Annotated in this window: 20 protein-coding genes; 12 read left to right on the forward strand and 8 right to left on the reverse strand. The window is 60.2% G+C overall.

Annotated elements, in window-relative coordinates:
- Positions 1-16: 16 nt before the first annotated feature.
- Positions 17-1492, reverse strand: coding sequence for an inorganic phosphate transporter (locus HU727_RS00005; RefSeq protein WP_186532276.1), 1476 nt, complete (start codon positions 1490-1492; stop codon positions 17-19).
- Between the two features lie 368 nt (positions 1493-1860).
- Positions 1861-2061, reverse strand: coding sequence for a hypothetical protein (locus HU727_RS00010; protein ID WP_008080067.1), 201 nt, complete (start codon positions 2059-2061; stop codon positions 1861-1863).
- Positions 2062-2695: 634 nt separating this feature from the next.
- On the opposite strand from HU727_RS00010, the gene pcaR reads away from it, so the two are divergent.
- The 11 genes from pcaR (at position 2696) to pcaC (ending at position 13640) form a co-directional block, all read left to right on the forward strand.
- Complete coding sequence (gene pcaR / locus HU727_RS00015) at positions 2696-3538, forward strand: pca regulon transcriptional regulator PcaR (protein ID WP_186532275.1); 843 nt, start codon at positions 2696-2698, stop codon at positions 3536-3538.
- Between the two features lie 293 nt (positions 3539-3831).
- On the forward strand, positions 3832-5178 hold the full coding sequence (gene pcaK, locus HU727_RS00020; protein WP_186532274.1) for a 4-hydroxybenzoate transporter PcaK: 1347 nt from the start codon (positions 3832-3834) through the stop codon (positions 5176-5178).
- Positions 5179-5377: 199 nt separating this feature from the next.
- Positions 5378-6235 (forward strand): CoA transferase subunit A, encoded by an 858-nt coding sequence (locus HU727_RS00025; RefSeq protein WP_186532273.1) that lies wholly within the window; start codon positions 5378-5380, stop codon positions 6233-6235.
- Positions 6235-7014 (forward strand): CoA-transferase subunit beta, encoded by a 780-nt coding sequence (locus HU727_RS00030; protein WP_186532272.1) that lies wholly within the window; start codon positions 6235-6237, stop codon positions 7012-7014. Before HU727_RS00025 ends, HU727_RS00030 begins: the two co-directional genes overlap by 1 nt.
- The gene (gene pcaF, locus HU727_RS00035) at positions 7011-8216 is read left to right on the forward strand and encodes a 3-oxoadipyl-CoA thiolase (RefSeq protein WP_186532271.1); all 1206 of its coding nucleotides are present in this window, start codon (positions 7011-7013) and stop codon (positions 8214-8216) included. The genes HU727_RS00030 and pcaF overlap by 4 nt, the downstream gene beginning before the upstream one ends.
- Positions 8217-8253: 37 nt before the next feature.
- The gene (gene pcaH, locus HU727_RS00040) at positions 8254-8958 is read left to right on the forward strand and encodes a protocatechuate 3,4-dioxygenase subunit beta (RefSeq protein ID WP_186532270.1); all 705 of its coding nucleotides are present in this window, start codon (positions 8254-8256) and stop codon (positions 8956-8958) included.
- A 1-nt stretch (position 8959) separates the two neighbouring features.
- On the forward strand, positions 8960-9526 hold the full coding sequence (gene pcaG, locus HU727_RS00045) for a protocatechuate 3,4-dioxygenase subunit alpha (RefSeq protein WP_186532269.1): 567 nt from the start codon (positions 8960-8962) through the stop codon (positions 9524-9526).
- Positions 9527-9727: 201 nt separating this feature from the next.
- Complete coding sequence (locus HU727_RS00050) at positions 9728-11023, forward strand: MFS family transporter (protein WP_186532268.1); 1296 nt, start codon at positions 9728-9730, stop codon at positions 11021-11023.
- Positions 11024-11069: 46 nt separating this feature from the next.
- Entirely contained in the window at positions 11070-12434 is a 1365-nt protein-coding gene (locus tag HU727_RS00055; protein WP_186532267.1) for a 3-carboxy-cis,cis-muconate cycloisomerase, read from the forward strand.
- An 11-nt stretch (positions 12435-12445) separates the two neighbouring features.
- Positions 12446-13237 carry a 3-oxoadipate enol-lactonase gene (gene pcaD / locus HU727_RS00060; protein ID WP_186532266.1) on the forward strand — a complete coding sequence of 264 codons (792 nt, stop codon included), beginning with the start codon at positions 12446-12448 and terminating at the stop codon, positions 13235-13237.
- Positions 13238-13247: 10 nt separating this feature from the next.
- Positions 13248-13640, forward strand: a complete 393-nt coding sequence (gene pcaC, locus HU727_RS00065; protein WP_007917093.1) for a 4-carboxymuconolactone decarboxylase — start codon at positions 13248-13250, stop codon at positions 13638-13640.
- A 105-nt stretch (positions 13641-13745) separates the two neighbouring features.
- On the opposite strand, the gene HU727_RS00070 is transcribed toward pcaC, so the two are convergent.
- The 5 genes from HU727_RS00070 to emhA all read right to left on the reverse strand — a co-directional run bounded on the left by HU727_RS00070 (position 13746) and on the right by emhA (position 22290).
- A complete protein-coding gene (locus tag HU727_RS00070) occupies positions 13746-14549 on the reverse strand; it encodes a methyltransferase domain-containing protein (RefSeq protein ID WP_186532265.1) in 804 nt (267 codons plus the stop codon).
- A gap of 279 nt (positions 14550-14828) precedes the next feature.
- Positions 14829-16088: an OprD family porin gene (locus HU727_RS00075; RefSeq protein ID WP_186532264.1), complete on the reverse strand. Its 1260-nt coding sequence runs from the start codon at positions 16086-16088 to the stop codon at positions 14829-14831.
- Positions 16089-16507: 419 nt separating this feature from the next.
- Positions 16508-17968: an efflux RND transporter outer membrane subunit EmhC gene (gene emhC / locus HU727_RS00080; protein WP_186532263.1), complete on the reverse strand. Its 1461-nt coding sequence runs from the start codon at positions 17966-17968 to the stop codon at positions 16508-16510.
- Entirely contained in the window at positions 17965-21129 is a 3165-nt protein-coding gene (gene emhB, locus HU727_RS00085) for an efflux RND transporter permease subunit EmhB (RefSeq protein ID WP_186532262.1), read from the reverse strand. The genes emhC and emhB overlap by 4 nt, the downstream gene beginning before the upstream one ends.
- Positions 21130-21132: 3 nt before the next feature.
- The gene (gene emhA, locus HU727_RS00090; protein ID WP_186532261.1) at positions 21133-22290 is read right to left on the reverse strand and encodes an efflux RND transporter periplasmic adaptor subunit EmhA; all 1158 of its coding nucleotides are present in this window, start codon (positions 22288-22290) and stop codon (positions 21133-21135) included.
- Positions 22291-22557: 267 nt separating this feature from the next.
- Between emhA and emhR the strand changes: the two genes are divergently transcribed.
- A complete protein-coding gene (gene emhR, locus HU727_RS00095; RefSeq protein ID WP_186532260.1) occupies positions 22558-23190 on the forward strand; it encodes an efflux system transcriptional repressor EmhR in 633 nt (210 codons plus the stop codon).
- Between the two features lie 202 nt (positions 23191-23392).
- On the opposite strand, the gene HU727_RS00100 is transcribed toward emhR, so the two are convergent.
- Positions 23393-24010: a hypothetical protein gene (locus tag HU727_RS00100; protein ID WP_186532259.1), complete on the reverse strand. Its 618-nt coding sequence runs from the start codon at positions 24008-24010 to the stop codon at positions 23393-23395.
- Between the last annotated feature and the right edge of the window lie 173 nt (positions 24011-24183).

A 24183-nucleotide genomic window follows, 5' to 3' on the forward strand; every position in this document is an offset into this window, starting at 1 on the left:
ATTCAACAGCTATCGATCAACTACCCAGCGCCTTCGAAGCCAGCCAGAACAACCCGGCCGACAGCGCCACAGTCGCCGGCAAGGTCAGCACCCACGCCAGCAGAATGGTCTTCACCGTGCCGCCCTGCAGGCCGCTCTTGTTGGCGACCATGGTCCCGGCCACGCCCGAAGAGAGCACATGCGTGGTCGACACCGGCAGGCTGAAGATGTTGGCCATCCCGATCAGAGTAGCAGTGGTGATCTGCGCCGACATCCCCTGCGAATAGGTCATGCCTTGCTTGCCGATCTTCTCGCCAATGGTCAGAACCACGCGTTTCCAGCCAACCATGGTGCCCAGGCCCAGGGCCAGAGCGACCGCCAGAATCACCCAGAACGGGGCATATTCAGTGGTGGTGGTCAGGTCTTTGCGCAGCTTGTCCAGGTCCGCCTTTTCACGTGCGTCCAGGCCCGGCAATTTGCCGACTTTCTTCGCCGTGTCGTCAAGACACAGCAGGTAGCGACGCACTTCGATGCGGCTTTCCGACGACAGCGAGTGATAGTCCGCAACACCTTTGAGCGTATGCAGCAGGGCGGTGATGGTCGGTTCGGTCTGCTGCGGGTTGCAGCGGAATTTCTCCGGCAGATCACCCTCTACGCTCTTGCCCAGGGCCAGGAACTCACCGAGGGAATCGGCGTTGCGCTGATAGAACTGGCTCAAGTGCAGGGTCGCGTCGCGGGTGCGTTCGATCTGGTAGGTGGTGCTGTTCAGGTCGAGGACGAACTGCGCAGGCACGATACCGATCAGCACGAGCATGATCAGGCCGATGCCTTTCTGGCCATCGTTGGAGCCGTGCACGAAGCTCACGGCCATGGCCGAGATCACCAGGACCAGACGGTTCCAGAACGGCGGGTGCTTTTTGTCGTCGATCTTGCGGCGCTGTTCCGGCGTCTTGTGCATCTTCGACAGCGGGCGCCACCACTTCAGGCCGATCAGCACCAGTGCGGCGATGAGGAAACCGGCCATCGGCGAGAACACCAGCGAGGCGCCGATGTCGATCGCTTTCTGCCAGTTCACGCCATCAGCCAGCGGAATGTCGTTGATCAGGGCGTTGGCCAGGCCGACACCGAGGATCGAGCCGATCAGGGTGTGCGAGCTGGAAGCCGGGATACCGAAGTACCAGGTGCCAAGGTTCCAGGCGATTGCCGCGGCGAGCAACGAGAACACCATCGCCAGACCATGACCGGTGTTCACATTGATCAGCAGCTCAACCGGCAGCAGATGGACAATGGCATACGCCACGCCAACCCCGCCCAGCAACACACCGAGGAAATTGAACACACCGGAGAAGAACACCGCCAGGTGCGGCGGCATGGCTTTGGTGTAGATAACAGTGGCTACCGCGTTAGCGGTGTCATGAAATCCATTGATGAACTCGAAGGCGAGGACAAACGTCAGGGCGAGCAAGAGGCTCACAAGCACCCAAGCATCCAGTCCGCTGAATAAATCGATCATGAAGGTTTTCTGACCCGGTCGTAAGGGGGCGCGATTATGCCAGAAAAGACAGGAAATCGATGCCCTGTCTGCTCACTGGTCACATTCATCTTCGATTTAATTTGTTGCAGGGCGTGAAAAACCGGTGTCACGCTGTGTTTATCAAGCTATTGATTTCGTTGATAAAAACGTTTTTTTTAAGCGATATTGCCAGTGTCTTGAAGGCTCAAACGCTTGTCTGAAATATCTCTGAAACCTGTGGGACGTTCGTTTAGAACCTGCGCAACAGGTCGCAGCCGCTGCCCGCGTATAGCGGGCGCGCGAGGTGTCGCCTTTCCACCGCGCTGTAGATCAGGTGGATGCCGACTTCGAGATTCAACGACCGTGGCTCAGGGCTCTTCGGCTTTGAGTTCCTTTTCGATTTTTTCGATTTCCTGCTTGAACACCTGATCTTGAACGGTAGGGCGCTTGCGCCATGCTTTGCGTTCCGGTTCAGGCTGAGCGGCGTAGGTGGTGACTTCCCCGCCGTAGACTTCCTTGTAACGTTGCTCCTGGCGCTCTAGTTCCGCGCGCAGTTCGTCTTTCGTCACGTTATTACCTGTATGAGTTGAATTGAATATCCGGTGAAACGCACTGCAACGAATCGATCGAACCCGCCAACGGTCCATTGTCCGAATGGACATGGAAACATAGGCAAGGCGATCAAGACTTCCATGTTACAGGCGGCTACGACACCCGATTAAAACTGACGCAGCATCAGTTTCCAATTTCAGCGAGCGCTGGCGTTGCAGGCGTAATGAGCGCCAGGCGCTGGCCGGGGCTGAAACGAAAGGCCTCGCTCCAGCGGGTCGCGGGCTTTTGATTAGAGCGCCGCTACTAGCGTGCATTATAGCGGCCGATTCGGGAATGACTATCTTTGCCAAGTTGAAAACGGTTCTGGATGTGTGATCGGTTTTGTTGTTCGCAACTTTTTGTCGCTAGTTAACTACAGAGACCGCGTTGACGGACAAATGATCTATTTCTGGCGCCATTAAGTCGAACATCCAGAATGCACTTCCCGCCTCTGAAGTTCAGAGGCGCCTGTAAAGCTTCCACAAGCACAGGGCAGATTGCGATTATCGGTCGGCGGTTCGATAATCGCCCAATATTGCCTACAGATGCTTGCGCATCGGGCGGCGAGCCTTTTGACTAGCCCATCGGTGCGTGCCCGGACAAGGACAAGAAATGAACGATCAAATGCGCAACTCCTTCACTTCCGTGGCGCCGCCCATCGTCGCCTCGCCGGCCAAGCGCATTCAGGCGCTGACCGGCGACCCCGACTTCATGACTTCTCTGGCCCGTGGCCTGGCCGTGGTGCAGGCGTTTCAGGAGCGCAAGCGGCACTTGACCATCGCGCAGATCAGCCACCGCACGGAAATCCCCCGCGCCGCCGTGCGCCGTTGCCTGCACACGTTGATCAAACTCGGCTACGCCACCACCGACGGCCGCACCTATTCATTGCTGCCCAAAGTGCTGACCCTCGGCCATGCCTATTTGTCCTCCACGCCGCTGGCCGTTTCCGCCCAGCCGTACCTCGACCGCATGAGCGAGCAACTGCACGAAGCCTGCAACATGGCGACGCTGGAGGGCGACGACATTCTCTACATTGCCCGTTCGGCGACGACGCAACGGCTGATTTCAGTGGACCTTTCCGTCGGCGGACGACTGCCGGCCTATTGCACGTCGATGGGGCGAATTCTGCTGGCGGCACTGGACGACACGTCGTTGCGCGAATACCTCGACCATGCCGAACTGGTCGCCAAGACCAGCCGTACGATTCACACCCCCGACGCCTTGCTCGAATGCCTGCAGCAAGTGCGGCAACAAGGCTGGTGCATTGTTGATCAGGAGCTGGAGCAAGGCCTGCGCTCGATCGCCGTGCCGGTCTACGACGCGTCCGGGCAAGTGGTGGCGGCGCTCAACGTCAGCACACACGCCGGCCGGGTCAGCCGTGCCGAGCTGGAGCAACGCTTTCTGCCGGGCCTGCTCAGCGCCAGTCGCGACCTCAGTGCGCAGCTGTTCGCCTGAGGAAGCTGTTCGATAAACGCACAGTGTTGCGTTTGTCGAATTGACGCTAAAACCCTTGGATCATTAATGTCGCGGCAGCGTCATCCGGTGCTGATGTGAATGAGCTCGCCGGACTGTCGACCTCCATAATAATGACAAGAGGCAATTCACCATGCGCTCGCTTTCCAACTGTTTGCCTTCATCGCGCTGTTGCCGGACTCCAAGCAACGCCTGATTCCAACCTTCTATTCTTGTGACCGTGCCGTGCTTTGGCCGGCCGCCGTTCGACTGCGTTTTTGCGTGGAATAAAAATAATGAACCAGCCTCAGTCCGCTGTGGGTAACTGCCTCGATGTGCAGACCTTCATCAATACCCAACCGATCTCGCGCTATCAGTGGCGGGTGGTGATTCTGTGTTTCCTGATTGTGTTTCTCGATGGCCTCGACACCGCCGCAATGGGCTTCATCGCCCCGGCTTTGTCGCAGGACTGGGGCATCGACCGCGCCAGCCTCGGCCCGGTGATGAGCGCCGCGCTGATCGGGATGGTCTTCGGCGCACTCGGTTCCGGCCCCTTGGCCGACCGTTTCGGGCGAAAAGTCGTACTCGTCGGTGCCGTGGTTCTCTTCGGCGGCTTCAGCCTGGCGTCTGCTTACAGCACCAACGTCGAACAACTCCTGGTGTTGCGCTTCCTGACCGGGCTGGGGCTGGGCGCGGGCATGCCGAACGCCACGACGCTGCTCTCCGAATACACCCCGGAGCGCAAGAAGTCGCTGCTGGTGACCAGCATGTTCTGTGGGTTCAACCTCGGCATGGCTGGCGGCGGATTTATTTCCGCCAAACTGATCCCGGCCTTCGGCTGGCATAGCCTGTTGCTGATCGGCGGAATCCTGCCGCTGATCCTCGCCGTGGTGCTGCTGTTCTGGCTGCCGGAATCGGCGCGTTATCTGGTGGTGCGCAACCGTGGTACCGACAAAGTGCGCAAGACCCTCGCGCCCATTGACCCGGTCACCGTCGCCCAGGCTTCGAGCTTCAGCGTGCCGGAACAGAAAACCGTCAAGGCGCGCAACGTCTTCGCCGTCATCTTTTCCGGCACCTACAGCACCGGCACCTTGCTGTTGTGGCTGACCTACTTCATGGGGTTGGTGATTGTGTACCTGCTGACCAGTTGGCTGCCGACGCTGATGCGCGACAGTGGCGCCAGCATGGAGCAGGCCGCGTTTATCGGTGCGTTGTTTCAGTTTGGCGGGGTTCTCAGTGCGGTCGGGGTGGGCTGGGCGATGGATCGCTTCAATCCGCACAAGGTCATCGGCATTTTCTATCTGCTGGCCGGGGTGTTTGCCTACGCGGTGGGGCAGAGCCTGGGCAACATCACCCTGTTGGCGACCCTGGTTCTGGTGGCGGGGATGTGCGTCAACGGCGCGCAATCGGCGATGCCATCCCTGGCGGCGCGATTTTATCCGACCCAGGGCCGGGCAACGGGGGTGTCGTGGATGCTGGGGATTGGCCGCTTTGGCGCGATCCTCGGGGCATGGATGGGCGCGACGTTGCTGGGCCTGGGCTGGAACTTCGAACAGGTGCTGACTGCCCTGGTGATTCCGGCCGCGCTGGCGACGGCGGCGGTGGTGATCAAGGGCATGGTCAGCCATGCGGATGCGACCTGATATTTCCGTATCTCGATCGTTCCCACGCAGAGCATGGGAACGATCATGTGCTAACTAACAATCTGTTCGATAAACGAACACTCAGTCGATTATCGGATTGTTTGGCGATTTGCCCGCGCTTACTCTTCAGTGACTCCGGCGCTGAACCTCGCGCCTTTTTATCACTGGCGATCCATCACAAAAAACGGGAGCCCGCTCCATGGCTGAGATCCTTTCGCTGCACGACGCGGTGAAGCAATTCGTCAACGACGGCGATACCGTCGCACTCGAAGGCTTCACTCACTTGATTCCTACCGCAGCGGGTCATGAAATCATTCGTCAAGGCAAGAAAGATCTGACGCTGGTGCGGATGACGCCCGACCTGATCTACGACCAACTGATCGGCGCCGGCTGCGCGCGCAAACTGATTTTCTCCTGGGGCGGCAACCCCGGTGTGGGTTCGCTGCACCGTCTGCGTGACGCGGTTGAAAAGCACTGGCCGCACGCGCTGGAAATCGAAGAACACAGCCACGCCGACCTGGCCAATGCCTACGTCGCCGGCGCTTCCGGCCTGCCGTTCGCGGTGCTCCGCGCCTATGCAGGTTCCGACCTGCCGAAGGTCAATCCACTGATCAAAACCGTCACCTGCCCGTTCACCGGCGAAGTGCTGGCGGCGGTGCCGTCGGTGCGCCCGGACGTCACCGTGATCCACGCGCAAAAAGCCGATCGCAAAGGCAATGTGTTGCTGTGGGGCATTCTCGGTGTGCAGAAAGAAGCCGCACTGGCCGCCAAGCGCTGCATCGTCACCGTCGAGGAAATCGTTGACGACCTCAACGCACCGATGAACGCCTGCGTGCTACCGACCTGGGCCCTGAGTGCGGTCTGCCATGTGCCGGGGGGCGCGCATCCGTCCTACGCCCACGGTTACACCGAACGTGACAATCGTTTCTATCAGGCGTGGGACCCGATCGCTCGTGACCGTGAGACGTTTACCGCGTGGATCAATGAATACATCCATGGCTGCGCTGACTTCAGCGAGTTCCAGGCCAGGTTGGCCGCTGCTTCGGAGGCCAAGTAATGACTTACACCACCAATGAAATGATGACCGTCGCCGCCGCTCGCCGCCTGAAGAACGGCTCGGTGTGCTTCGTCGGGATCGGCCTGCCGTCGAAAGCCGCCAACCTCGCTCGCCTGACGTCTTCACCCGACGTGGTGCTGATCTACGAATCGGGTCCGATTGGCGCCAAACCGAGCGTGTTGCCACTGTCCATCGGCGACGGCGAGCTGGCGGAAACCGCTGACACCGTCGTGCCGACCGGCGAGATTTTTCGCTATTGGTTGCAGGGCGGACGCATCGATGTCGGTTTTCTCGGCGCCGCGCAGGTTGACCGTTTCGGCAACATCAACACCACGGTGGTCGGCGACTATCACGCGCCAAAAGTTCGCTTACCGGGTGCTGGTGGCGCGCCGGAGATTGCCGGTTCGGCAAAGAGCGTACTGATCATCCTTAAACAGTCGGCGCGTTCGTTCGTCGACAAGCTCGATTTCATCACCTCGGTCGGCCACGGCGAGGGCGGCGATTCGCGCAAGCGTCTTGGCCTGCCGGGCGCCGGGCCGGTCGGCATCATCACCGACCTGTGCATCATGGAGCCGGAAGAAGGCACCCATGAGTTCGTGGTCACCGCGCTGCATCCGGGGGTGACCCGCGAGCAAGTGGTAGCCGCCACGGGTTGGGCGATCCGTTTTGCCGATTCTGTTGAAACCACCGCTGAGCCGACCGACGTCGAGCTGAGCGCGCTGCGTGATCTTGAAGCGCGTACCGCCGCCGCTCACGGTCAGGCACCGGGAGAAGCATGATGCGTGACGTTTATATCTGCGACGCGATTCGCACCCCCATCGGCCGATTCGGCGGCGGGTTGTCCACCGTGCGCGCCGATGATCTGGCCGCCGTGCCGATCAAGGCCTTGATGGACCGCAATCCATCGGTGGACTGGAGCGCCATTGACGAAGTGTTCATGGGCTGCGCCAATCAGGCCGGCGAAGACAACCGCAACGTGGCGCGCATGGCGCTGCTGCTCGCCGGCCTGCCGGAAACCGTGCCGGGCGTAACGCTCAATCGGCTTTGCGCTTCGGGCATGGATGCCGTCGGCACTGCGTTCCGCGCCATTGCCAGCGGCGAGATGGAGCTGGCGATCGCCGGCGGCGTCGAGTCAATGTCCCGCGCGCCTTTCGTCATGGGCAAGGCCGACGCGGCGTTTTCGCGCAACATGAAGCTGGAAGACACCACCATCGGCTGGCGTTTTATCAACCCGCTGATGAAGGCGCAGTACGGCGTCGACGCCATGCCACAAACGGCTGACAACGTTGCCGACGACTATCAGGTGTCGCGCGAAGATCAGGACGCTTTTGCCTTGCGCAGTCAGCAGCGCACAGCAGCAGCTCAGGCTGCCGGCTACTTCGCCGAAGAAATCGTCGAAGTGCGGATTGCCCACAAGAAGGGCGAAACCGTGGTCAGCCAGGACGAACATCCCCGGGCTGACACCACGATCGAAGCACTGCGCAAGTTGAAACCGGTCAACGGCGCGGACAAAACTGTCACCGCCGGTAATGCGTCCGGGGTCAACGATGGCGCCGCCGCGATGATTCTGGCCTCGGCCGAAGCGGTGAAAAAACACGGCCTGACCGCCCGCGCCAAAGTCCTCGGCATGGCCAGCGCCGCAGTCGCGCCTCGCGTGATGGGCATCGGCCCGGTGCCGGCGGTGCGCAAACTGACTGAGCGCCTAGGTGTGGCGGTCGGCGATTTCGACGTGATCGAACTCAACGAAGCATTCGCCAGCCAGGGCCTGGCGGTACTGCGTGAGTTGGGTCTGGCGGACGATGCCGTGCAGGTCAATCCCAACGGCGGCGCAATCGCCCTCGGTCACCCGTTGGGCATGAGCGGCGCGCGGCTGGTGCTGACCGCGCTGCATCATCTGGAAAAGACCGGTGGCAAGAAAGGTCTGGCGACCATGTGCGTCGGTGTCGGCCAAGGTTTGGCCCTGGCCATCGAACGCGTCTGACGTTAGCCGTGACGAACAAGAATTGAGGAAAAGCGAAATGTCTGACAAGCCTGGTTACCGTCGCCCGCAGGAAGGCACTCAGCCTGAATATCTGCACCCGACCTATCAATCCACCAACCTGCGCTCGCCGTCCAAGCCTTTGGTGTACCTGCCCCATTCACTCTCGGAAATCACCGGGCCGACCATCGGCGCCGAACGGCTGGCCGAGAAAGACAACGACCTGACCGCACAGCACGAAGCTGAACCGCTGGGCGAGCGCATCATCATTCACGGCCGCGTGCTCGACGAAAACGGCCTGCCGGTCCCGGGAATTCTAGTGGAGATCTGGCAGGCCAACGCCGCCGGTCGCTACAACCATGCCCGCGACCTGCACGACGCGCCGCTGGACCCGAACTTCACCGGCACCGGCCGCACCGTCACCGATGGCGACGGCTGGTATCAGTTCCAGACCATCAAGCCCGGCGCCTATCCGTGGGGTAACCACCACAACGCCTGGCGCCCGGCGCACATCCATTTTTCGCTGTTCGGCCCGAGCATCCTCACGCGTCTGGTCACGCAAATGTATTTCCCGGGCGACCCGTTGCTGGCCTACGACCCGATCTACAACTGCGTGCCGGACACTTCGGCCAAGGAACGCCTGATCGCCAGTTTCGATCTGGAAAAAACCATTCCGTCCTACGCCCTCGGCTACCGTTGGGACATCGTGCTGCGCGGCCGTGATGCCACGCCGATGGAGAAATAAGATGACCCTGACTGCGACCACGTCCCACACCGTCGGGCCGTATTACCACATTGGCCTGACCTGGCTGAACCGCGAAAACCTCACCAACGAGCTGACCCTTGGCGAGCGCGTGGCGATCACCGGCCAGGTGGTGGACGGCAACGGCGATGTCGTCAACGACGCCATGCTGGAAGTCTGGCAAGCCAACGCCGCCGGCAAGTACGACCACCCGGAAGACCCGCAGGACAAGCCGCTCGATCCGAACTTTGAAGGCTTTGGTCGGGTGCCGGTCGATGCAGAAGGGCGCTTTCGTTTCACCACGATCAAACCGGGCACCGTGCAAGGCCTGAAAGGCTCGACCCAGGCGCCGCATCTGGTGGTGCTGGTGTTTGCCCGTGGCCTGGTCAAGCACCTGCTGACGCGAATTTACTTTGAGGGCGATCCGGCAAACGCTGATGATCCGCTGCTGGAGTGCGTGCCGGCCGAACGCCGCGCGACGCTGCTGGCGAAGAAAGATGCGGCGGGTGTCTATCAGTGGAATGTGATTTTGCAGGGCACCGATGCCGAGACCGTGTTCTTCGATTATTAAGATCGCCACAGAGTTACGTGATCGTTCCCACGCTCTGCGTGGGCAATGCATCCCGTGACGCTCTGCGCCACAGTGGACGCGGAGCGTCCATGGCGGCGTCACCACGCAGAGCGTGGGAACGATCATCCAATACAGGACGTGGAACGGGACTGTTGCAAAGTATGTCTAGACTCTGACGGTCCCTATCGAGTGAAGATAACCATGACAACGCCCACCTCCCATTACACCGGCGAAGAGCGCAGCAAGCGCATCTTCGCCATCGTCGGCGCCTCATCCGGCAACCTCGTCGAGTGGTTCGACTTCTACGTCTACGCGTTCTGCGCGATCTATTTTGCCCCCGCTTTTTTCCCCTCCGACAACCCGACCGTGCAACTGGTCAACACCGCCGGCGTGTTCGCCGCCGGGTTCTTGATGCGTCCGATTGGCGGCTGGATTTTCGGCCGGGTCGCTGACAAGCACGGCCGCAAGAATTCGATGCTCATATCGATTCTGATGATGTGCTTCGGTTCGTTGCTGATCGCCTGCCTGCCGACGTACAAGGACATTGGCGTGTGGGCGCCGGTGCTGTTGCTGTTCGCGCGCCTGCTGCAAGGTTTATCGGTGGGCGGCGAATACGGCACTACAGCGACCTACATGAGCGAAGTCGCGCTCAAGGGCCAACGTGGCTTTTTTGCCTCGTTCCAGTACGTGACGCTGATCGGCGGGCAACTGCTGGCGGTGTCGCTGGTCGTTGTGCTGCAACAGTTCCTCTCTGAAGAGGACCTGCGCGCCTACGGCTGGCGGATTCCGTTCGTGGTCGGTGCGGTCGCGGCCCTGATTTCGCTGTTCCTGCGTCGCTCGCTGAAAGAAACCACCAACAAGGAAACCCGCGCGCACAAAGACGCCGGCAGCATCAGCGCCTTGTTCCGCGATCACAAAGCCGCGTTCATCACCGTGCTCGGTTACACCGCCGGTGGCTCGCTGATTTTCTACACCTTCACCACCTACATGCAGAAATATCTGGTGAACACCGCCGGCATGCACGCCAAGACCGCCAGCTACATCATGACCGGCGCGCTGTTCCTGTATATGTGCATGCAGCCGCTGTTCGGCATGCTCGCCGACAAGATCGGCCGACGCAATTCGATGCTCTGGTTCGGCGCGCTTGGCACGCTGTTCACCGTGCCGATTCTGTTGAGCCTGAAAAGCATCAGCAGCCCGTTTCTTGCCTTCGTATTGATCACCCTGGCGCTGGCGATTGTGAGTTTCTACACCTCGATCAGCGGTCTGGTGAAAGCCGAGATGTTCCCGCCGGAAGTCCGCGCGCTCGGTGTCGGCCTGGCCTACGCGGTGGCCAATGCGATCTTCGGCGGTTCGGCGGAATTCGTCGCCCTGAGCCTGAAGAACATCGGCATGGAAAACTCGTTCTACTGGTACGTGACGGCGATGATGGCGGTGGCGTTCCTGTTCAGCCTGCGCCTGCCGAAACAGGCCGCTTACTTGCACCACGATCTCTAACCCGAAGTGCGCGGGCCGTGTTGGCCCGCGCCGGCAAGGACTGTTTATGACTCAGCGACCGGGCAATCAATTGTTCGATGCCTATTTCACCGCCCGCGATATGCGCGAAGTGTTCTGCGATCAGGGCCGGGTGCAGGCGATGCTCGATTTCGAAGCGGCGCTGGCCCGGGCCGAAGCGCGGGTCGGCCTGATTCCCGGGTCTGCCGTGGCACCGATTGCGGCGGCGTGTGATGCGCGGCTGTACGACTTCGCCGCGTTGGGCGAGGCGATCGCCACGGCCGGCAACTCGGCGATTCCGCTGGTCAAGGCGCTGGGCAAGCAGATCGCGTCTACCGATGCCGAAGCCGAGCGCTATGTGCATCTGGGCGCGACCAGTCAGGACGTGATGGACTCCGGGCTGGTGCTGCAACTGCGTCAGGCACTGGAGTTGATCGAACACGAACTGGCGCAGCTTGCCGATTCGCTCGCCACTCAGGCCCAACGTTTTGCAGCCACGCCACTGGCCGGGCGTACATGGCTGCAGCACGCCACGCCAGTGACCCTGGGCATGAAAATCGCGGGATGGCTGGGCGCCGTGACGCGCAGCCGTCAGCGTCTGCAAGCACTGAAACCGCGTCTGCTGGTGCTGCAATTCGGCGGCGCGTCCGGGACGCTGGCAGCCTTGGGCGAGCAGGCGTTGCCGATTGCGCAGGCCTTGGCCGAAGAACTGCAACTGAGCTTGCCGGAGCAGCCGTGGCACACCCAGCGTGATCGCCTCGTCGAGTTCGGCGCCGTGCTGGGGCTGATCGCTGGCAGCCTGGGCAAATTCGGTCGCGACATCAGTCTGTTGATGCAGACCGAAGCGGCCGAAGTGTTCGAGCCAGCGGCGCCGGGCAAGGGCGGTTCCTCGACCATGCCGCACAAACGCAACCCGGTGGGCGCGGCAGTGTTGATCGGCGCGGCGACGCGCGTGCCGGGGCTTGTATCGACGCTGTTCAGCGCCATGCCTCAGGAACACGAGCGCAGCCTGGGCCTGTGGCATGCGGAATGGGAAACGCTGCCGGAGATCTGCTGCCTGGTGTCCGGTTCGCTGCAACAGGCGCGTCTGCTCATCGACGGCCTGGAAGTCGACGCCGCGCGCATGGCCCGCAACCTTGAATTGACTCAGGGGCTAGTGCTGGCCGAAGCGGTGAGCATCGTTCTTGCACAACGGGTTGGCCGCGACGCCGCACATCATCTGCTGGAGCAGTGCTGCAAACGCGCGGTGGCCGAGCAACGGCATCTGCGCGCGGTGCTGGGTGACGAACCGCAAGTCACCGCGCAACTGAGCGACGCTGAACTCGATGACCTTTTGAACCCCGCCCATTATCTCGGCCAGGCGCGCGTCTGGGTCGAGCGCGCGGTGGCCGAACACAACGCTTTGATTGTCTGAAGGAGAGGGCTGTGGCTTTCGTTCAACTCGCCGATGGCGAACTGCATTACATAATCGAGGGCCCAACGGATGCGCCGGTGCTGGTGCTCTCCAACTCGCTGGGCACGGATCTGCACATGTGGGACGCGCAGATGCAGGCGTTCACCGAGCATTTTCGCGTGCTGCGTTTCGACACGCGCGGCCACGGTCAATCGCTGGTGACCGAAGGGCCGTACAGCATCGAGCAACTGGGCCACGACGTGCTCGCACTGCTGGATGCGCTGCACATCGAACGTGCGCATTTTTGCGGGCTGTCGATGGGCGGGCTGATCGGTCAGTGGCTGGGAATCAACGCCGGCCATCGTCTGCACAAGCTGATCGTGTGCAACACCGCTGCGAAAATCGGCGACCCGTCGGTGTGGAATCCACGCATCGAAACGGTCTTGCGCGACGGCGCGGCGGCGATGGTCGCGCTGCGTGACGCGTCGATTGCGCGCTGGTTCACACCAGACTTTTCGGCAGCGCATCCGGCAGCGGCGAAAAAGATTACCGACATGCTCGCGGCGACGAATCCGCAAGGTTACGCGGCCAACTGTGCAGCGGTGCGCGATGCCGATTTCCGTGACCAACTGGCGTCGATCAACGTGCCGTTGCTGGTGATTGCCGGCAGCGAAGATGCGGTAACGCCGCCGTCCGGCGGGCATTTCATCCAGCAAAACGTACGCGGCGCCGAGTACGCCGAGTTCTACGCAGCGCATTTGTCGAACGTGCAGGCCGGTGCAGATTTCAGCGACCGGGTGCTGGCTTTTTTGCAGGCTCAGTGAGGAAGATGTTGTGGACGAGAAACAACGTTACGACGAAGGCATGCAGGTCCGTCGCGCGGTATTGGGCGATGCCCATGTCGATCGCAGCCTGACCACGCTGACCGAGTTCAACTCGGAGTTCCAGGAGATGATCACCCGCCATGCCTGGGGCGACATCTGGACCCGCCCGGGCTTGCCTCGGCATACCCGCAGCCTCATCACTATCGCCATGCTGATCGGCATGAACCGCGAGGGCGAACTGAAACTGCACTTGCGCGCGGCGGCCAATAACGGCGTAAGCCGCGGCGAGATCAAGGAAGTGATCATGCAGAGCGCGATCTACTGCGGCATCCCGGCGGCGAACGCGACGTTTCATTTGGCTGAATCGGTGTGGGATGAGTTGGGGGTTGAATCCAGGGAATAAAGATTGACCGATCCGACGTCTTCGCGAGCAGGCTCGCTCCCACATTGGAGTGCATTTCCCTGTGGGAGCGAGCCTGCTCGCGAAAGCGGTAGTGGCCGCGACAAATCAAACCGTGGCAACAATAAATATCCGCTTGAACGCAAACAACGTATGCCCATCCCCCTCCTGCGGATAATGCTCATGCACCCGCATCAGGTAGTGATAAATAAACCGCGTCTGTTCCTCTGGACTCAGCGCCTGCATCACCGGCCGCAGCGCCGAGACTTTCACCCAGTCGTACACCGGTGATTTGCCGTCGACTACCTGCAACTGCTCGGTCTCCCAGATATCCAGCGACGAAGTCAGCGGCGCGAGCAAACGGTAGTAATCCTCCAGCGCCAACAACGGCCGCGCCGCCATGCGCTGGCGCAGCTCAGGGGGGCCCAATGGCGTGCCGCCCGGGCCGGCGTCTTCGAGGGTGTCCAGCATCAGCCGATACCACAGCGCATCGCGCCAGTCCGGCATGTGCGCCGCCAGACAACCGCCGGGGTTGATATGGCCGAGCAGGCGTGGGAGCAACGTCTCATGGCCACCAATAAAGTGCAGCACAGCGGCGGCGAGCAGCAGATCTGCCGGTTGCTCCGGTTGCCAGTCGAGCAGATCGCAATGTTTCCACAACGCTTTGACCGGCAGACAGCGCGCTTCGGCGAGCATCTGTGTCGAGCTATCGATCCCCTGCAACTGCGCGCGCGGCCAGCGTTTGGCCAACAACTGCGTCGCAATGCCGGTGCCGCAGCCCAGGTCGTAAATACGTTGCGGGTTTTGCAAGTCAACACGGTCGAGCAATTCATTGACCGGGCGTTGCCTGAGACGGGAAAACTGCTGATACGCCTTGGCGTCCCAGTCGGGTGTTGCGAGACGAGAGATCATTGAGGTGGTCCTCCGGTGATCGTTGGTGTCTTCCGATGACAACCTGGCTCCCAGTTTGAGGACCGACTACGACGACGGAAGCGGAAAGGGTGAAGCACCTGACTCCTTCAGGTTTGGTCACTTTACCTGCCGGCCGGCGAAGTGCCACTTCTCCTGACCAATGGCGCAGAACCAATGTGGGAGCGAGCCTGCTCGCGAAGGCGCCGTGTCAGTCGGCATATGCTTATCTGACACACCGCTTTCGCGAGCAGGCTCGCTCCTACAGGGGAATATCAGTGATTAGAGGAGGCTGATGGGGTAGCTGACGATGAGGCGGTTCTCGTCGAACTCGTTGTTGCTGAAGTCCCGGCGCAGGGTCGAGTTGCGCCATCTGACGTTGAGATTCTTCAGCGTGCCGCTCTGTATGGTGTAGCCCAGTTCCGATTCGCGACCCCATTCCTTGCCATCGGTGATCGCCCCTGTGTGCACGTTGTCGCCGCTGATGTAGCGGTTCATCAGTGTCAGGCCGGGAATGCCCAACGCTGCAAAGTTGTAGTCATGACGCAACTGCCAGGAACGCTCTTGCGCGTTGTCATAACTCGCGTTGTAGCTGTCGTTGGCCAAGGTGCCGCCGCTGGTGCCGTTGACCCGCATCCAGGCGCTGTCGCCGGTGAGTTTCTGCAGGCCGACGTAGAAGGTGTTGCCGCCATACCGGGCTGAAAACATCCCGGACCAGGTCTTGTTATCGAGATCGCCGGCCCGCGCGCTGCCGTCATCCTTGCCGTAAAAAAAACCGAGGTTGGCACCCAGAGTCCAGTCGCCGAGCGGCTGACTGTGGACCAGATTGATGTACTGCTGGCTGTAGATGTCTCTCAGTTCGGCGTTCCACACACCGATTTGGGTGCGTTTGTCATTGAAGGCGTATTCGCCGCCCTGAAAGTTGAAGCGGTCAGAGGTGAAACCGGCTTTGCCGGTCATCGACATATCGCTCATGCTGCTGTCGTCGCGTGGGCTGTTGGCCCGGAACTGGCCGCCATACAGGGTCAGGCCGTCGATTTCCTTTGAGGTGATCTGCCCGCCACGGAAGGTTTGCGGCAGCGAACGTCCGTCGTCCGAGCGCAGAATCGGCAGCACCGGCATCCATTCCCCGACCTTGACTTCGGTCTGGGAATATTTCGCCTTGAACGCGACGTTGGTGCGACCGAAGTTGTCCGCCGGACGGCCGTCACGGTCCAGTGGCAACAGCTGTGTGCCGCCCGTGCCCTTGCCGCCATCGAGTTTCACCGAATACAGCCCCAGCACGTCCATGCCGAAACCAAGAGTGCCTTGGGTGAAGCCGGACTTGGCATCGAGAATGAAACTCTGCGTCCACTCTTCAGCCTTGCCCTGGGTTTTGGTGGGATTGGTGAAGTTGCGGTTGATGTAGAAGTTGCGCAGGTTCAGGTTGACCTTGGCCCCTTCGATGAAACCGGCTTCTTCAGCCGCAGCGGGCATCGCTGCGCCGGCCAGGGCCAGGGCGATCAGACCGGGAAATGCGTAAGGCGCAGGGGAGGTTGTCATGGGCTCGGGTCTCTCTTGTTTTTTTAAGGCGAACGGGTGCGCTGCGGCCGTTTTTTACGGTGCAGAAATGCGATGAATTCAGGGGGGAAGCGACGGCGGTCAGCCGGTCGGAGCAGGGCGCGGGAGCATGGTGTCGAACCTGTGTTATTGGTTTTGTGGAGCGAATGGTGCGGGGGGCGGATGTTCGGATTCAATTGCGTAAAGCAGGTTTTGGGCGATTATCGAACGCAAGATTGAGTCGGGTGTTTTGGGTGAATGTAAGGGCCTCTTCGCGAGCAGGCTCGCTCCCACATTTGGAATGCGATCCCCTGTGGGAGCGAGCCTGCTCGCGAAGGGGGGCCAGCCCAAACAACATACTTTTCTGACAGGCAACAAAAAGCCCACCAATCGGTGGGCTCCTTGTGTTCACCGGATGATGATCAGAACAGCTTCATCTTCGGCGCTTCTTCTTTCAGCGGTTCGTTCTGCGCGGTCTGCGCATTCCAGCCACCGCCCAAAGCCTTGTACAGGTTGACCGCACTGGTCAGCTGCGCCAGGCGGTCGGTGATCAGGGCTTGCTGGGCGCTGAACAACTGACGCTGGGCATCGAGGAAGGTCAGGTTGCTGTCGACGCCGATGCGATAGCGACGTTCGGCCAGACGGTAGTAATCCTGGTTGGCCTGAACGAAATCACGCTGCGCCTGCAACTGCTCGGTGTAGGTCTGGCGCGCGGCCAGGCCATCGGCGACTTCCTGGAAGGCCGTCTGAATGGACTTCTCGTAGTTCGCCACGCCAATGTCCTTCTGGATCTTGGCGTAATCGAGGCTGGCGCGCAGGCTGCCGGCGTTGAAGATCGGCAGGTTGATCTGCGGCTGGAACAGCCAAGTCCCCGAACCGCCCTTGAACAGGCCGGACAGGTCCGGGCTCAGGCTGCCCGCGTTGGCGGTCAGGCTGATGCTCGGGAAGAACGCTGCACGGGCCGCGCCGATGTTGGCGTTGGCGGCCTTGAGGTTGTACTCGGCCTGCAGAATGTCCGGGCGACGTTGCAGCAGATCCGACGGCAGACCGGCCGGCACATCGCTGAGCAGGTCGTCCGCCAGCGGTTTGGCCGCTTGCAGGTTGGCCGGGATGCCGGTGCCGAGCAGCAGGGTCAGGCTGTTTTCGTCCTGCGCGACCTGACGGGTGTAACGCGCCAGTTGTGCGCGGGCGTTTTCCACCGAGGTACGCGACTGCGCGAGATCCAGCGCCGACGCCACGCCGACTTCGTTGCTGCGACTGGTCAGCCGGTAGCTTTCTTCAAAGGCACCGAGGGTGTCTTGCGTCAGCTTCAGCAGTTCCTTGTCGGCCTGCCAGGTCAGGTAAGCGTTGGCCACGTTGGCGACCAGGCTGATCTGGGTGCTGCGACGCGCTTCTTCAGTGGCGAAGTATTGCTGCAGCGCTTGCTCGCTGAGGCTGCGAACCCGACCGAAGAGGTCGAGTTCGTAAGCACTGACGCCGAGGGTGGCGGAGTAGGAGCTGGTGATGCTCGACTCACCCGTCTGCGACGCACGGGCCGGGACACGCTGGCGGCTGCCGGAACCGTTCGCCGAGACCGCCGGAAACAGATCCGCACGCTGGATGCGGTACTGGGCGGCGTAGGCGTCGATGTTCAACGCCGCGACACGCAGGTCACGGTTGTTTTCCAGCGCTACCTGAATCATTTGCTGCAGGGCAGGGTCGTGGAAAAACTGCTTCCAGCCCTGTTCGGCAGCGGCTTGCGCCGGTGCCTGGGCCGGCGAGTACGCCGGCCCCTGCGGGTACTGACCTGCGACCGGAGCCTCAGGCTGCTGATAATCAGGTATCAGCGAGCAACCGCTCAGCACGAAGGCGGCGACTGCGATGGAGAGTAGCGACTTGCTCATTGGCCAGCCTCTTTAGGAGTTTCAGTAGTCTCATCCGGGTCGGCTTTTTTGCGCTGACCGATGGACGACACAGTAACGAAGAACAGTGGCACCCAGAAGATCGCCAGGATCGTGGCCGTGAGCATACCGCCAATTACGCCAGTACCGATCGCATGTTGACTGCCCGAGCCAGCGCCCGTGGAGATCGCCAACGGTACAACACCGAGGACGAAAGCCAGCGACGTCATGATGATCGGTCGCAGACGCATGCGGCAGGCTTCGATCGCCGCCTCACGCAGGGTGCGTCCCTGTTCATGCAGTTCCTTGGCGAATTCGACGATCAGAATGGCGTTTTTAGCCGCCAGACCGATGGTCGTCAACAGACCCACCTGGAAGTACACGTCGTTGGACAGGCCGCGCAGGCTGGTGGCCATCAGTGCACCGATGATCCCCAGCGGCACCACGAGCATGACCGCGATCGGAATCGACCAGCTTTCATACAGCGCCGCCAGACACAGGAACACCATCAGCAACGAAAGGGCGTACAGCGCCGGCGCCTGGGAACCGGACAGACGTTCCTCATACGACAGGCCCGTCCAGGAAATACCGACACCGGTCGGCAGTTTCTTGGCAATCGCTTCGACTTCGGCCATCGCTTCACCGGTGGAGTAACCCGGTGCAGGAGCACCCAGTACCTCGACCGCTTCTACACCGTTGTAGCGCGCCAGTTTCGGTGAACCGTAGACCCACTCGCCCTTGGCAAACGCGGAAAAAGGAACCATGGTGCCTTCGGCGTTACGCACGTACCACTTTTTCAGATCCTCCGGGCTCATGCGCGAGTCCGGCTGGCCTTGCACGTAAACCTTCTTCACTCGACCGCGGTCGATGAAGTCGTTGACGTAGCTACTGCCCAAGGCGATCGAGAGCGTGTTGTTGATATCGCTGATGGTGATGCCCAGCGCACTGGCCTTCTCGTCATCGATTTCGAGCTGGAACTGCGGCTCGTCGTTCAGACCGTTCGGACGCACCTGCGTCAAAACTTTGCTTTGCGCGGCCATGCCAAGGAACTGGTTGCGCGCTTCCATCAGTTTTTCGTGACCGATACCGGCGCGGTCCTGCAGGAATACGTCGAAACCGGTGGCGTTACCCAACTCCAGTACCGCTGGCGGGGCAAAGGCGAACACCATCGCATCGCGGAAGCTGAAGAAGTGTTGCTGCGCCCGCTCCGCGAGCTTGAACACGCTGTTGTCGGCGTTACGTTCATCCCACGGCTTGAGCATGATGAACGCCATACCCGAGCTCTGGCCACGGCCGGCGAAGTTGAAGCCGGTCACGGTGAACACCGAAGCCACCGCGTCCGCCTCACCGCCGTCCTTGTTCGGACGCAGCAGGTATTCGCGCATTTCATCCACGACCACTTGCGTGCGCTCGGCACTGGAACCGGCCGGGGTCTGCACTTGGGCGAACAGTACGCCCTGGTCTTCTTCCGGAAGGAACGCGGTCGGGATGCGGGTGAACAGCCAGATCATGCCGACTACGATCAGCAGATACGCCAGCAGATACGGCGCCTTGCGGGTCAGCATATTGCCGACGCCGCGCTCGTAGCTGCGCACGCCCCGGTCGAAGTTGCGGTTGAACCAGCCGAAGAAACCTTTCTTCGGCGTACCGTGCTCGCCTTTCGGAATCGGCTTGAGCATGGTCGCGCAGAGCGCCGGGGTGAAGATCAGGGCAACCAGTACCGACAGGGCCATGGCCGAGACGATGGTGATCGAGAACTGCTTGTAGATCACGCCGGTGGAACCGCTGAAGAACGCCATCGGCAGCAATACCGCCGAGAGCACAAGGGCGATACCGACCAGTGCGCCCTGGATCTGGCCCATGGATTTCTTCGTCGCTTCTTTCGGTGACAAGCCTTCTTCGCTCATCACCCGCTCGACGTTTTCCACCACAACGATGGCGTCGTCCACCAGCAGACCGATGGCCAGCACCATGCCGAACATGGTCAAGGTGTTGATGCTGAAACCGGCAGCGGCGAGGATGCCGAACGTACCGAGCAATACCACCGGCACCGTCATCGTGGTGATGACCGTGGCGCGGAAGTTCTGCAGGAAGAGGAACATCACCAGGAACACCAGCGCGACGGCTTCGACCAGCGTGTGAACCACGCCTTTGATCGATTCGGTCACCACCGGGGTGGTGTCATACGGGAACACCACTTCCATGCCTTGCGGGAAGAACGGCTTGAGGCTGTCGATGGTGGTGCGCAGGGCCTTGGCGGTGTCGAGGGCGTTGGCGCCGTTGGCCAGTTTCACCGCCAGACCGGAAGCCGGGCTGCCGTTGAACTGGGCGCTGATCGCGTAGTTTTCGCCACCGAGGCCGACTTCAGCGACGTCTTTCAGGCGAACCTGAGAGCCGTCCTTGTTGACCTTGAGCAGGATTTCCTTGAACTGCTCGGCGGTTTGCAGACGGGTCTTGCCGATGATCGTCGCGTTCAGTTGCTGACCCTGCACGGCAGGCAAGCCACCGAGCTGGCCGGACGAAACCTGGACGTTCTGTGCCGCAACGGCGTTTTTCACGTCGACCGGGGTCAGGTTGAAGTTGTTCAACTTGGCCGGATCGAGCCAGATGCGCATCGCATACTGGGCACCGAAGACCTGGAAGTCACCGACACCGGCGGTCCGCGAAATCGGGTCCTGCATGTTCGAGACGATGTAGTTGGACAGGTCGTCCTTGGTCATGCTGCCGTCACGCGAGACCACGCCGATCACCAACAGGAAGTTTTTCACTGCCTTGGTAACGCGGATACCTTGCTGCTGCACTTCCTGCGGCAGCAGTGGGGTAGCCAGGTTCAGCTTGTTCTGGACCTGGACCTGCGCGGTGTCGGAGTTGGTGCCTTGCTCGAAGGTTGCGGTGATGGTCATGCTGCCGTCGGAGTTACTTTCCGACGACACATAACGCAGGTTGTCGATACCGTTGAGCTGCTGCTCGATCACTTGCACCACGGTGTCCTGCACGGTTTGCGCGGACGCACCCGGGTAGGTCACGGAGATTGCAATGGCCGGAGGCGCAATGCTCGGGTATTGGTTGATCGGCAATTTCAGGATCGAAAGTGCCCCGACCAGCATGATCACCAGGGCGATTACCCAGGCGAAAATCGGACGGTCAATGAAGAATTTTGACATGAATTACTCCCCTTGGCCGCCGGCGGCTTTGTCAGCTGCCTGGGCGGGGGCCGGGTTCTTTGCTCCGACGTTGGTCGCTTCGGTCGCTTTGACTTCGACGCCCGGTTTGACGTATTGCAGACCTTCGGTGATCAAGCGATCGCCGGCTTTCAGGCCGTCTTCGATAAGCCACTGACTGCCGACGGTGCGGCTGGCCTTGAGCTGACGCAACTCGACCTTGTTGTCTGCACCGACGACCAGCGCGGTCGGCGTGCCTTTGAGGTCACGGGTCACGCCTTGTTGAGGGGCGAGGATCGCGGCGCTGTTCACACCGGCCTGCAACTGAGCGTGGACGAACATGCCCGGCAACAGCGTGTGATCGGGGTTCGGGAATACCGCGCGCAGGGTGACCGAACCGGTGGCCTGATCGACCGACACTTCGGAGAACTCCAGCTTGCCGTCGAGTTTGTACTGGCTGCCATCTTCCAGGGTCAGCTTGACCGCAGCGGCGTTGTCGCCGGCCTTCTGCAGACGGCCGCTTTCCAGTTCGCGGCGCAGTTCCAGCAGCTCGACCGACGACTGGGTGACGTCGACGTAGATCGGATCGAGCTGTTGAATCACCGCCATCGCATCAGCCTGGCCGTTGCTGACCAGTGCGCCTTCGGTCACCGAAGAACGACCGATACGGCCCGAGATCGGCGCGTAGACCTTGGTGTAGCGCACGTTGATCTGCGCGCTCTGCAGCGACGCTTCCGATTCCATACGATTGGCCACGGCCGTGTCGTATTCCTGACGGCTCACGGCTTGCTCATCGACCAATTGCTTGTAGCGATCGGAGATCGACTTGGTCGAACGCAGGTTGGCTTCGGCGCTTTTCAGGGTCGCTTCATAGACCGACGGATCGATCTGATAAAGCTGCTGGCCGGCTTTGACGTCGGCGCCTTCCTTGAACAGACGCTTGAGAATGATGCCGTTGACCTGCGGGCGAACTTCAGCAATGCGGAACGCACTGGTGCGACCCGGCAGTTCGGAGGTGAGGGTAAAGGCTTGTGGTTGCAGGGTGACGACGCCGACCTGAGGGGGCGGAGCGGCAGGGGCCGCTTCTTCCTTTTTACATCCGCTGAGCAGCGATGCCAGGGCGACGGCAGTGACCAGAGCGGTAACAGCTGGCTTGAATTGCATGAAGATCCTCGGGTCAGGCGCGCAAAAAGCGCACAAGAAGTGTGAAAAAGTAAAAATCGGGCACCGGGTGGATAAGTAGCTTGCTAAGTAATATACTTACGTTCATGGTTGTTTGTAAATACCTTCGCCGCGTACCCACCCCGCTACAAAAATCGACGCAAGGTTAGAAATTGTAGGCCGGGGAGCCGATTCATGAGAAATCGTCCCCCTCTTTAATCAGCGGATATTCAGCCATCCCTGAGACATTCTGTTTGAGGTTTTACTGCCATGGTCCGTCGTACCAAAGAGGAAGCTCAGGAAACTCGCAGCCAGATTCTGGAAGCGGCCGAAAAAGCCTTCTATGAAAGAGGGGTCGCCCGCACGACTCTGGCGGACATCGCGACCCTGGCTGGCGTGACTCGCGGCGCGATCTACTGGCATTTCAGCAACAAGGCTGATCTGGTCCAGGCCATGCTCGACAGCTTGCACGAGCCGCTGGATGAACTGGCCAAGGCCAGTGAGAGCGAGGACGAGCTCGACCCGCTGGGCTGCATGCGTAAATTGCTGATTCATTTGTTTCATCAAGTTGCACTGGACCCGAAAACCCGGCGCATCAACGAAATTCTGTTTCATAAGTGCGAATTCACCGATGAAATGTGCGATTTGCGCCAGCAGCGTCGGACAGCCAGTCTCGATTGCAACCTGCGCATCGGCCTGACCCTGCGTAATGCGGTGAACCGCGGTCAACTGCCGGAAAATCTCGACACTGGCCGCGCGGCCATCAGCATTCACGCTTATATCGATGGCCTCCTTTACGGCTGGCTGCTGGCCCCGGACAGCTTCGAGCTGCATGCCGAGGCCGAACGCTGGGTCGACACCGGGCTGGACATGCTGCGCCTGAGCCCCAGCCTGCGCAAATGAAACTACATACAGAAAAATGGCAGGTGTACCGTATCGGATCGGATCAGCACCGCCATCGCTCGTACACCGTGGCAAGATGACCTTTATAAACCGATGCTGTCTGAGTTGGTAGGCAGACTGTCGTGAATTTTGTAGGGGTTTTGTTGCGCGTTTGTGAAGGTCTGTGAATGCCCCGTAAAGAAGATCCACGGGGCGGTGTTCTTTAACCCAGGGTGATCTCTACGCTGAAGCTGTAGGGGGCGTTATCCTCTGCACGGGTAATTTGGCTCGTACATTTGATCGGCGTGGTGCCGATGGAAGCAACTTTACTTGTGCGAACAGGGGTAAGTGTTGGAGTAAAAACACCGAAAGAGGTATTGACGCGCAATCCGAAGTCAAAACGGAAACCCAGGCTCTCGTTGCCGAATATAATGAAATGCTTGTATATGTCTTTGTCAGGGGTGCCTAATTGTCGAGAGTATGTGAAATCGCAATGAAATGCTTCGATTTCCTGGGGGAGGATTTTTAGATAGTCTTGTTCATCAACGGTCAGCGCGAGACTGTTTTTATTGATGTCAAAAGTATGGGAGGTCGTATTTTTTATCTTGACGATGAGCCGTGTCTGAGTTGATTTGATCTTCTGGTTCTCCCAGACCTTAACTTCCTGGTTGACCTTCTCGTCAAGTCTCGCATGAGCTGCAAGTTTATTGAGAAGCTCCAGATTTTCTGCTGTATTGAGCGATTGAGCGTAGTCGTAGATAGCGACCCATGGCGCGAAGCCGATCAAGGATGCTATTTCTCTTAAAGTATCAGCGGTGTTTTCCAGAGAGTCATCATTCATCGTAAATTCCTTTTTATTCATATTTGTTTATAGGGTGTCTGTTGGCAGGTTGTTAAGCCTGCTGCCCAATATGATGATTTTAAAAGGAGTATGAAAGTCTGGAAGTAGTACTGAATATTTAATGCCGCAAAAGAAAGCCCCAGCTTTTTGAGTTGGGGCTTTTATTGTTTCAG

Origin of the sequence: Pseudomonas khorasanensis, assembly GCF_014268505.2 — a bacterium.
Lineage (GTDB): Bacteria > Pseudomonadota > Gammaproteobacteria > Pseudomonadales > Pseudomonadaceae > Aquipseudomonas > Aquipseudomonas khorasanensis.

What these genes read in the sequence shown, in the direction of transcription:
- pcaH (WP_186532270.1), top strand. Translation starts at nt 8,254, where the DNA reads ATGTCTGACAAGCCTGGTTACCGTCGCCCGCAGGAAGGCACTCAGCCT.
- HU727_RS00070 (WP_186532265.1), bottom strand. Translation starts at nt 14,549, where the DNA reads ATGATCTCTCGTCTCGCAACACCCGACTGGGACGCCAAGGCGTATCAG.
- HU727_RS00055 (WP_186532267.1), top strand. Translation starts at nt 11,070, where the DNA reads ATGACTCAGCGACCGGGCAATCAATTGTTCGATGCCTATTTCACCGCC.
- pcaF (WP_186532271.1), top strand. Translation starts at nt 7,011, where the DNA reads ATGATGCGTGACGTTTATATCTGCGACGCGATTCGCACCCCCATCGGC.
- HU727_RS00050 (WP_186532268.1), top strand. Translation starts at nt 9,728, where the DNA reads ATGACAACGCCCACCTCCCATTACACCGGCGAAGAGCGCAGCAAGCGC.
- pcaR (WP_186532275.1), top strand. Translation starts at nt 2,696, where the DNA reads ATGAACGATCAAATGCGCAACTCCTTCACTTCCGTGGCGCCGCCCATC.
- emhC (WP_186532263.1), bottom strand. Translation starts at nt 17,968, where the DNA reads ATGAGCAAGTCGCTACTCTCCATCGCAGTCGCCGCCTTCGTGCTGAGC.
- HU727_RS00100 (WP_186532259.1), bottom strand. Translation starts at nt 24,010, where the DNA reads ATGAATGATGACTCTCTGGAAAACACCGCTGATACTTTAAGAGAAATA.
- emhB (WP_186532262.1), bottom strand. Translation starts at nt 21,129, where the DNA reads ATGTCAAAATTCTTCATTGACCGTCCGATTTTCGCCTGGGTAATCGCC.
- pcaK (WP_186532274.1), top strand. Translation starts at nt 3,832, where the DNA reads ATGAACCAGCCTCAGTCCGCTGTGGGTAACTGCCTCGATGTGCAGACC.
- HU727_RS00025 (WP_186532273.1), top strand. Translation starts at nt 5,378, where the DNA reads ATGGCTGAGATCCTTTCGCTGCACGACGCGGTGAAGCAATTCGTCAAC.
- HU727_RS00030 (WP_186532272.1), top strand. Translation starts at nt 6,235, where the DNA reads ATGACTTACACCACCAATGAAATGATGACCGTCGCCGCCGCTCGCCGC.
- pcaG (WP_186532269.1), top strand. Translation starts at nt 8,960, where the DNA reads ATGACCCTGACTGCGACCACGTCCCACACCGTCGGGCCGTATTACCAC.
- emhR (WP_186532260.1), top strand. Translation starts at nt 22,558, where the DNA reads ATGGTCCGTCGTACCAAAGAGGAAGCTCAGGAAACTCGCAGCCAGATT.
- HU727_RS00005 (WP_186532276.1), bottom strand. Translation starts at nt 1,492, where the DNA reads ATGATCGATTTATTCAGCGGACTGGATGCTTGGGTGCTTGTGAGCCTC.
- emhA (WP_186532261.1), bottom strand. Translation starts at nt 22,290, where the DNA reads ATGCAATTCAAGCCAGCTGTTACCGCTCTGGTCACTGCCGTCGCCCTG.
- HU727_RS00075 (WP_186532264.1), bottom strand. Translation starts at nt 16,088, where the DNA reads ATGACAACCTCCCCTGCGCCTTACGCATTTCCCGGTCTGATCGCCCTG.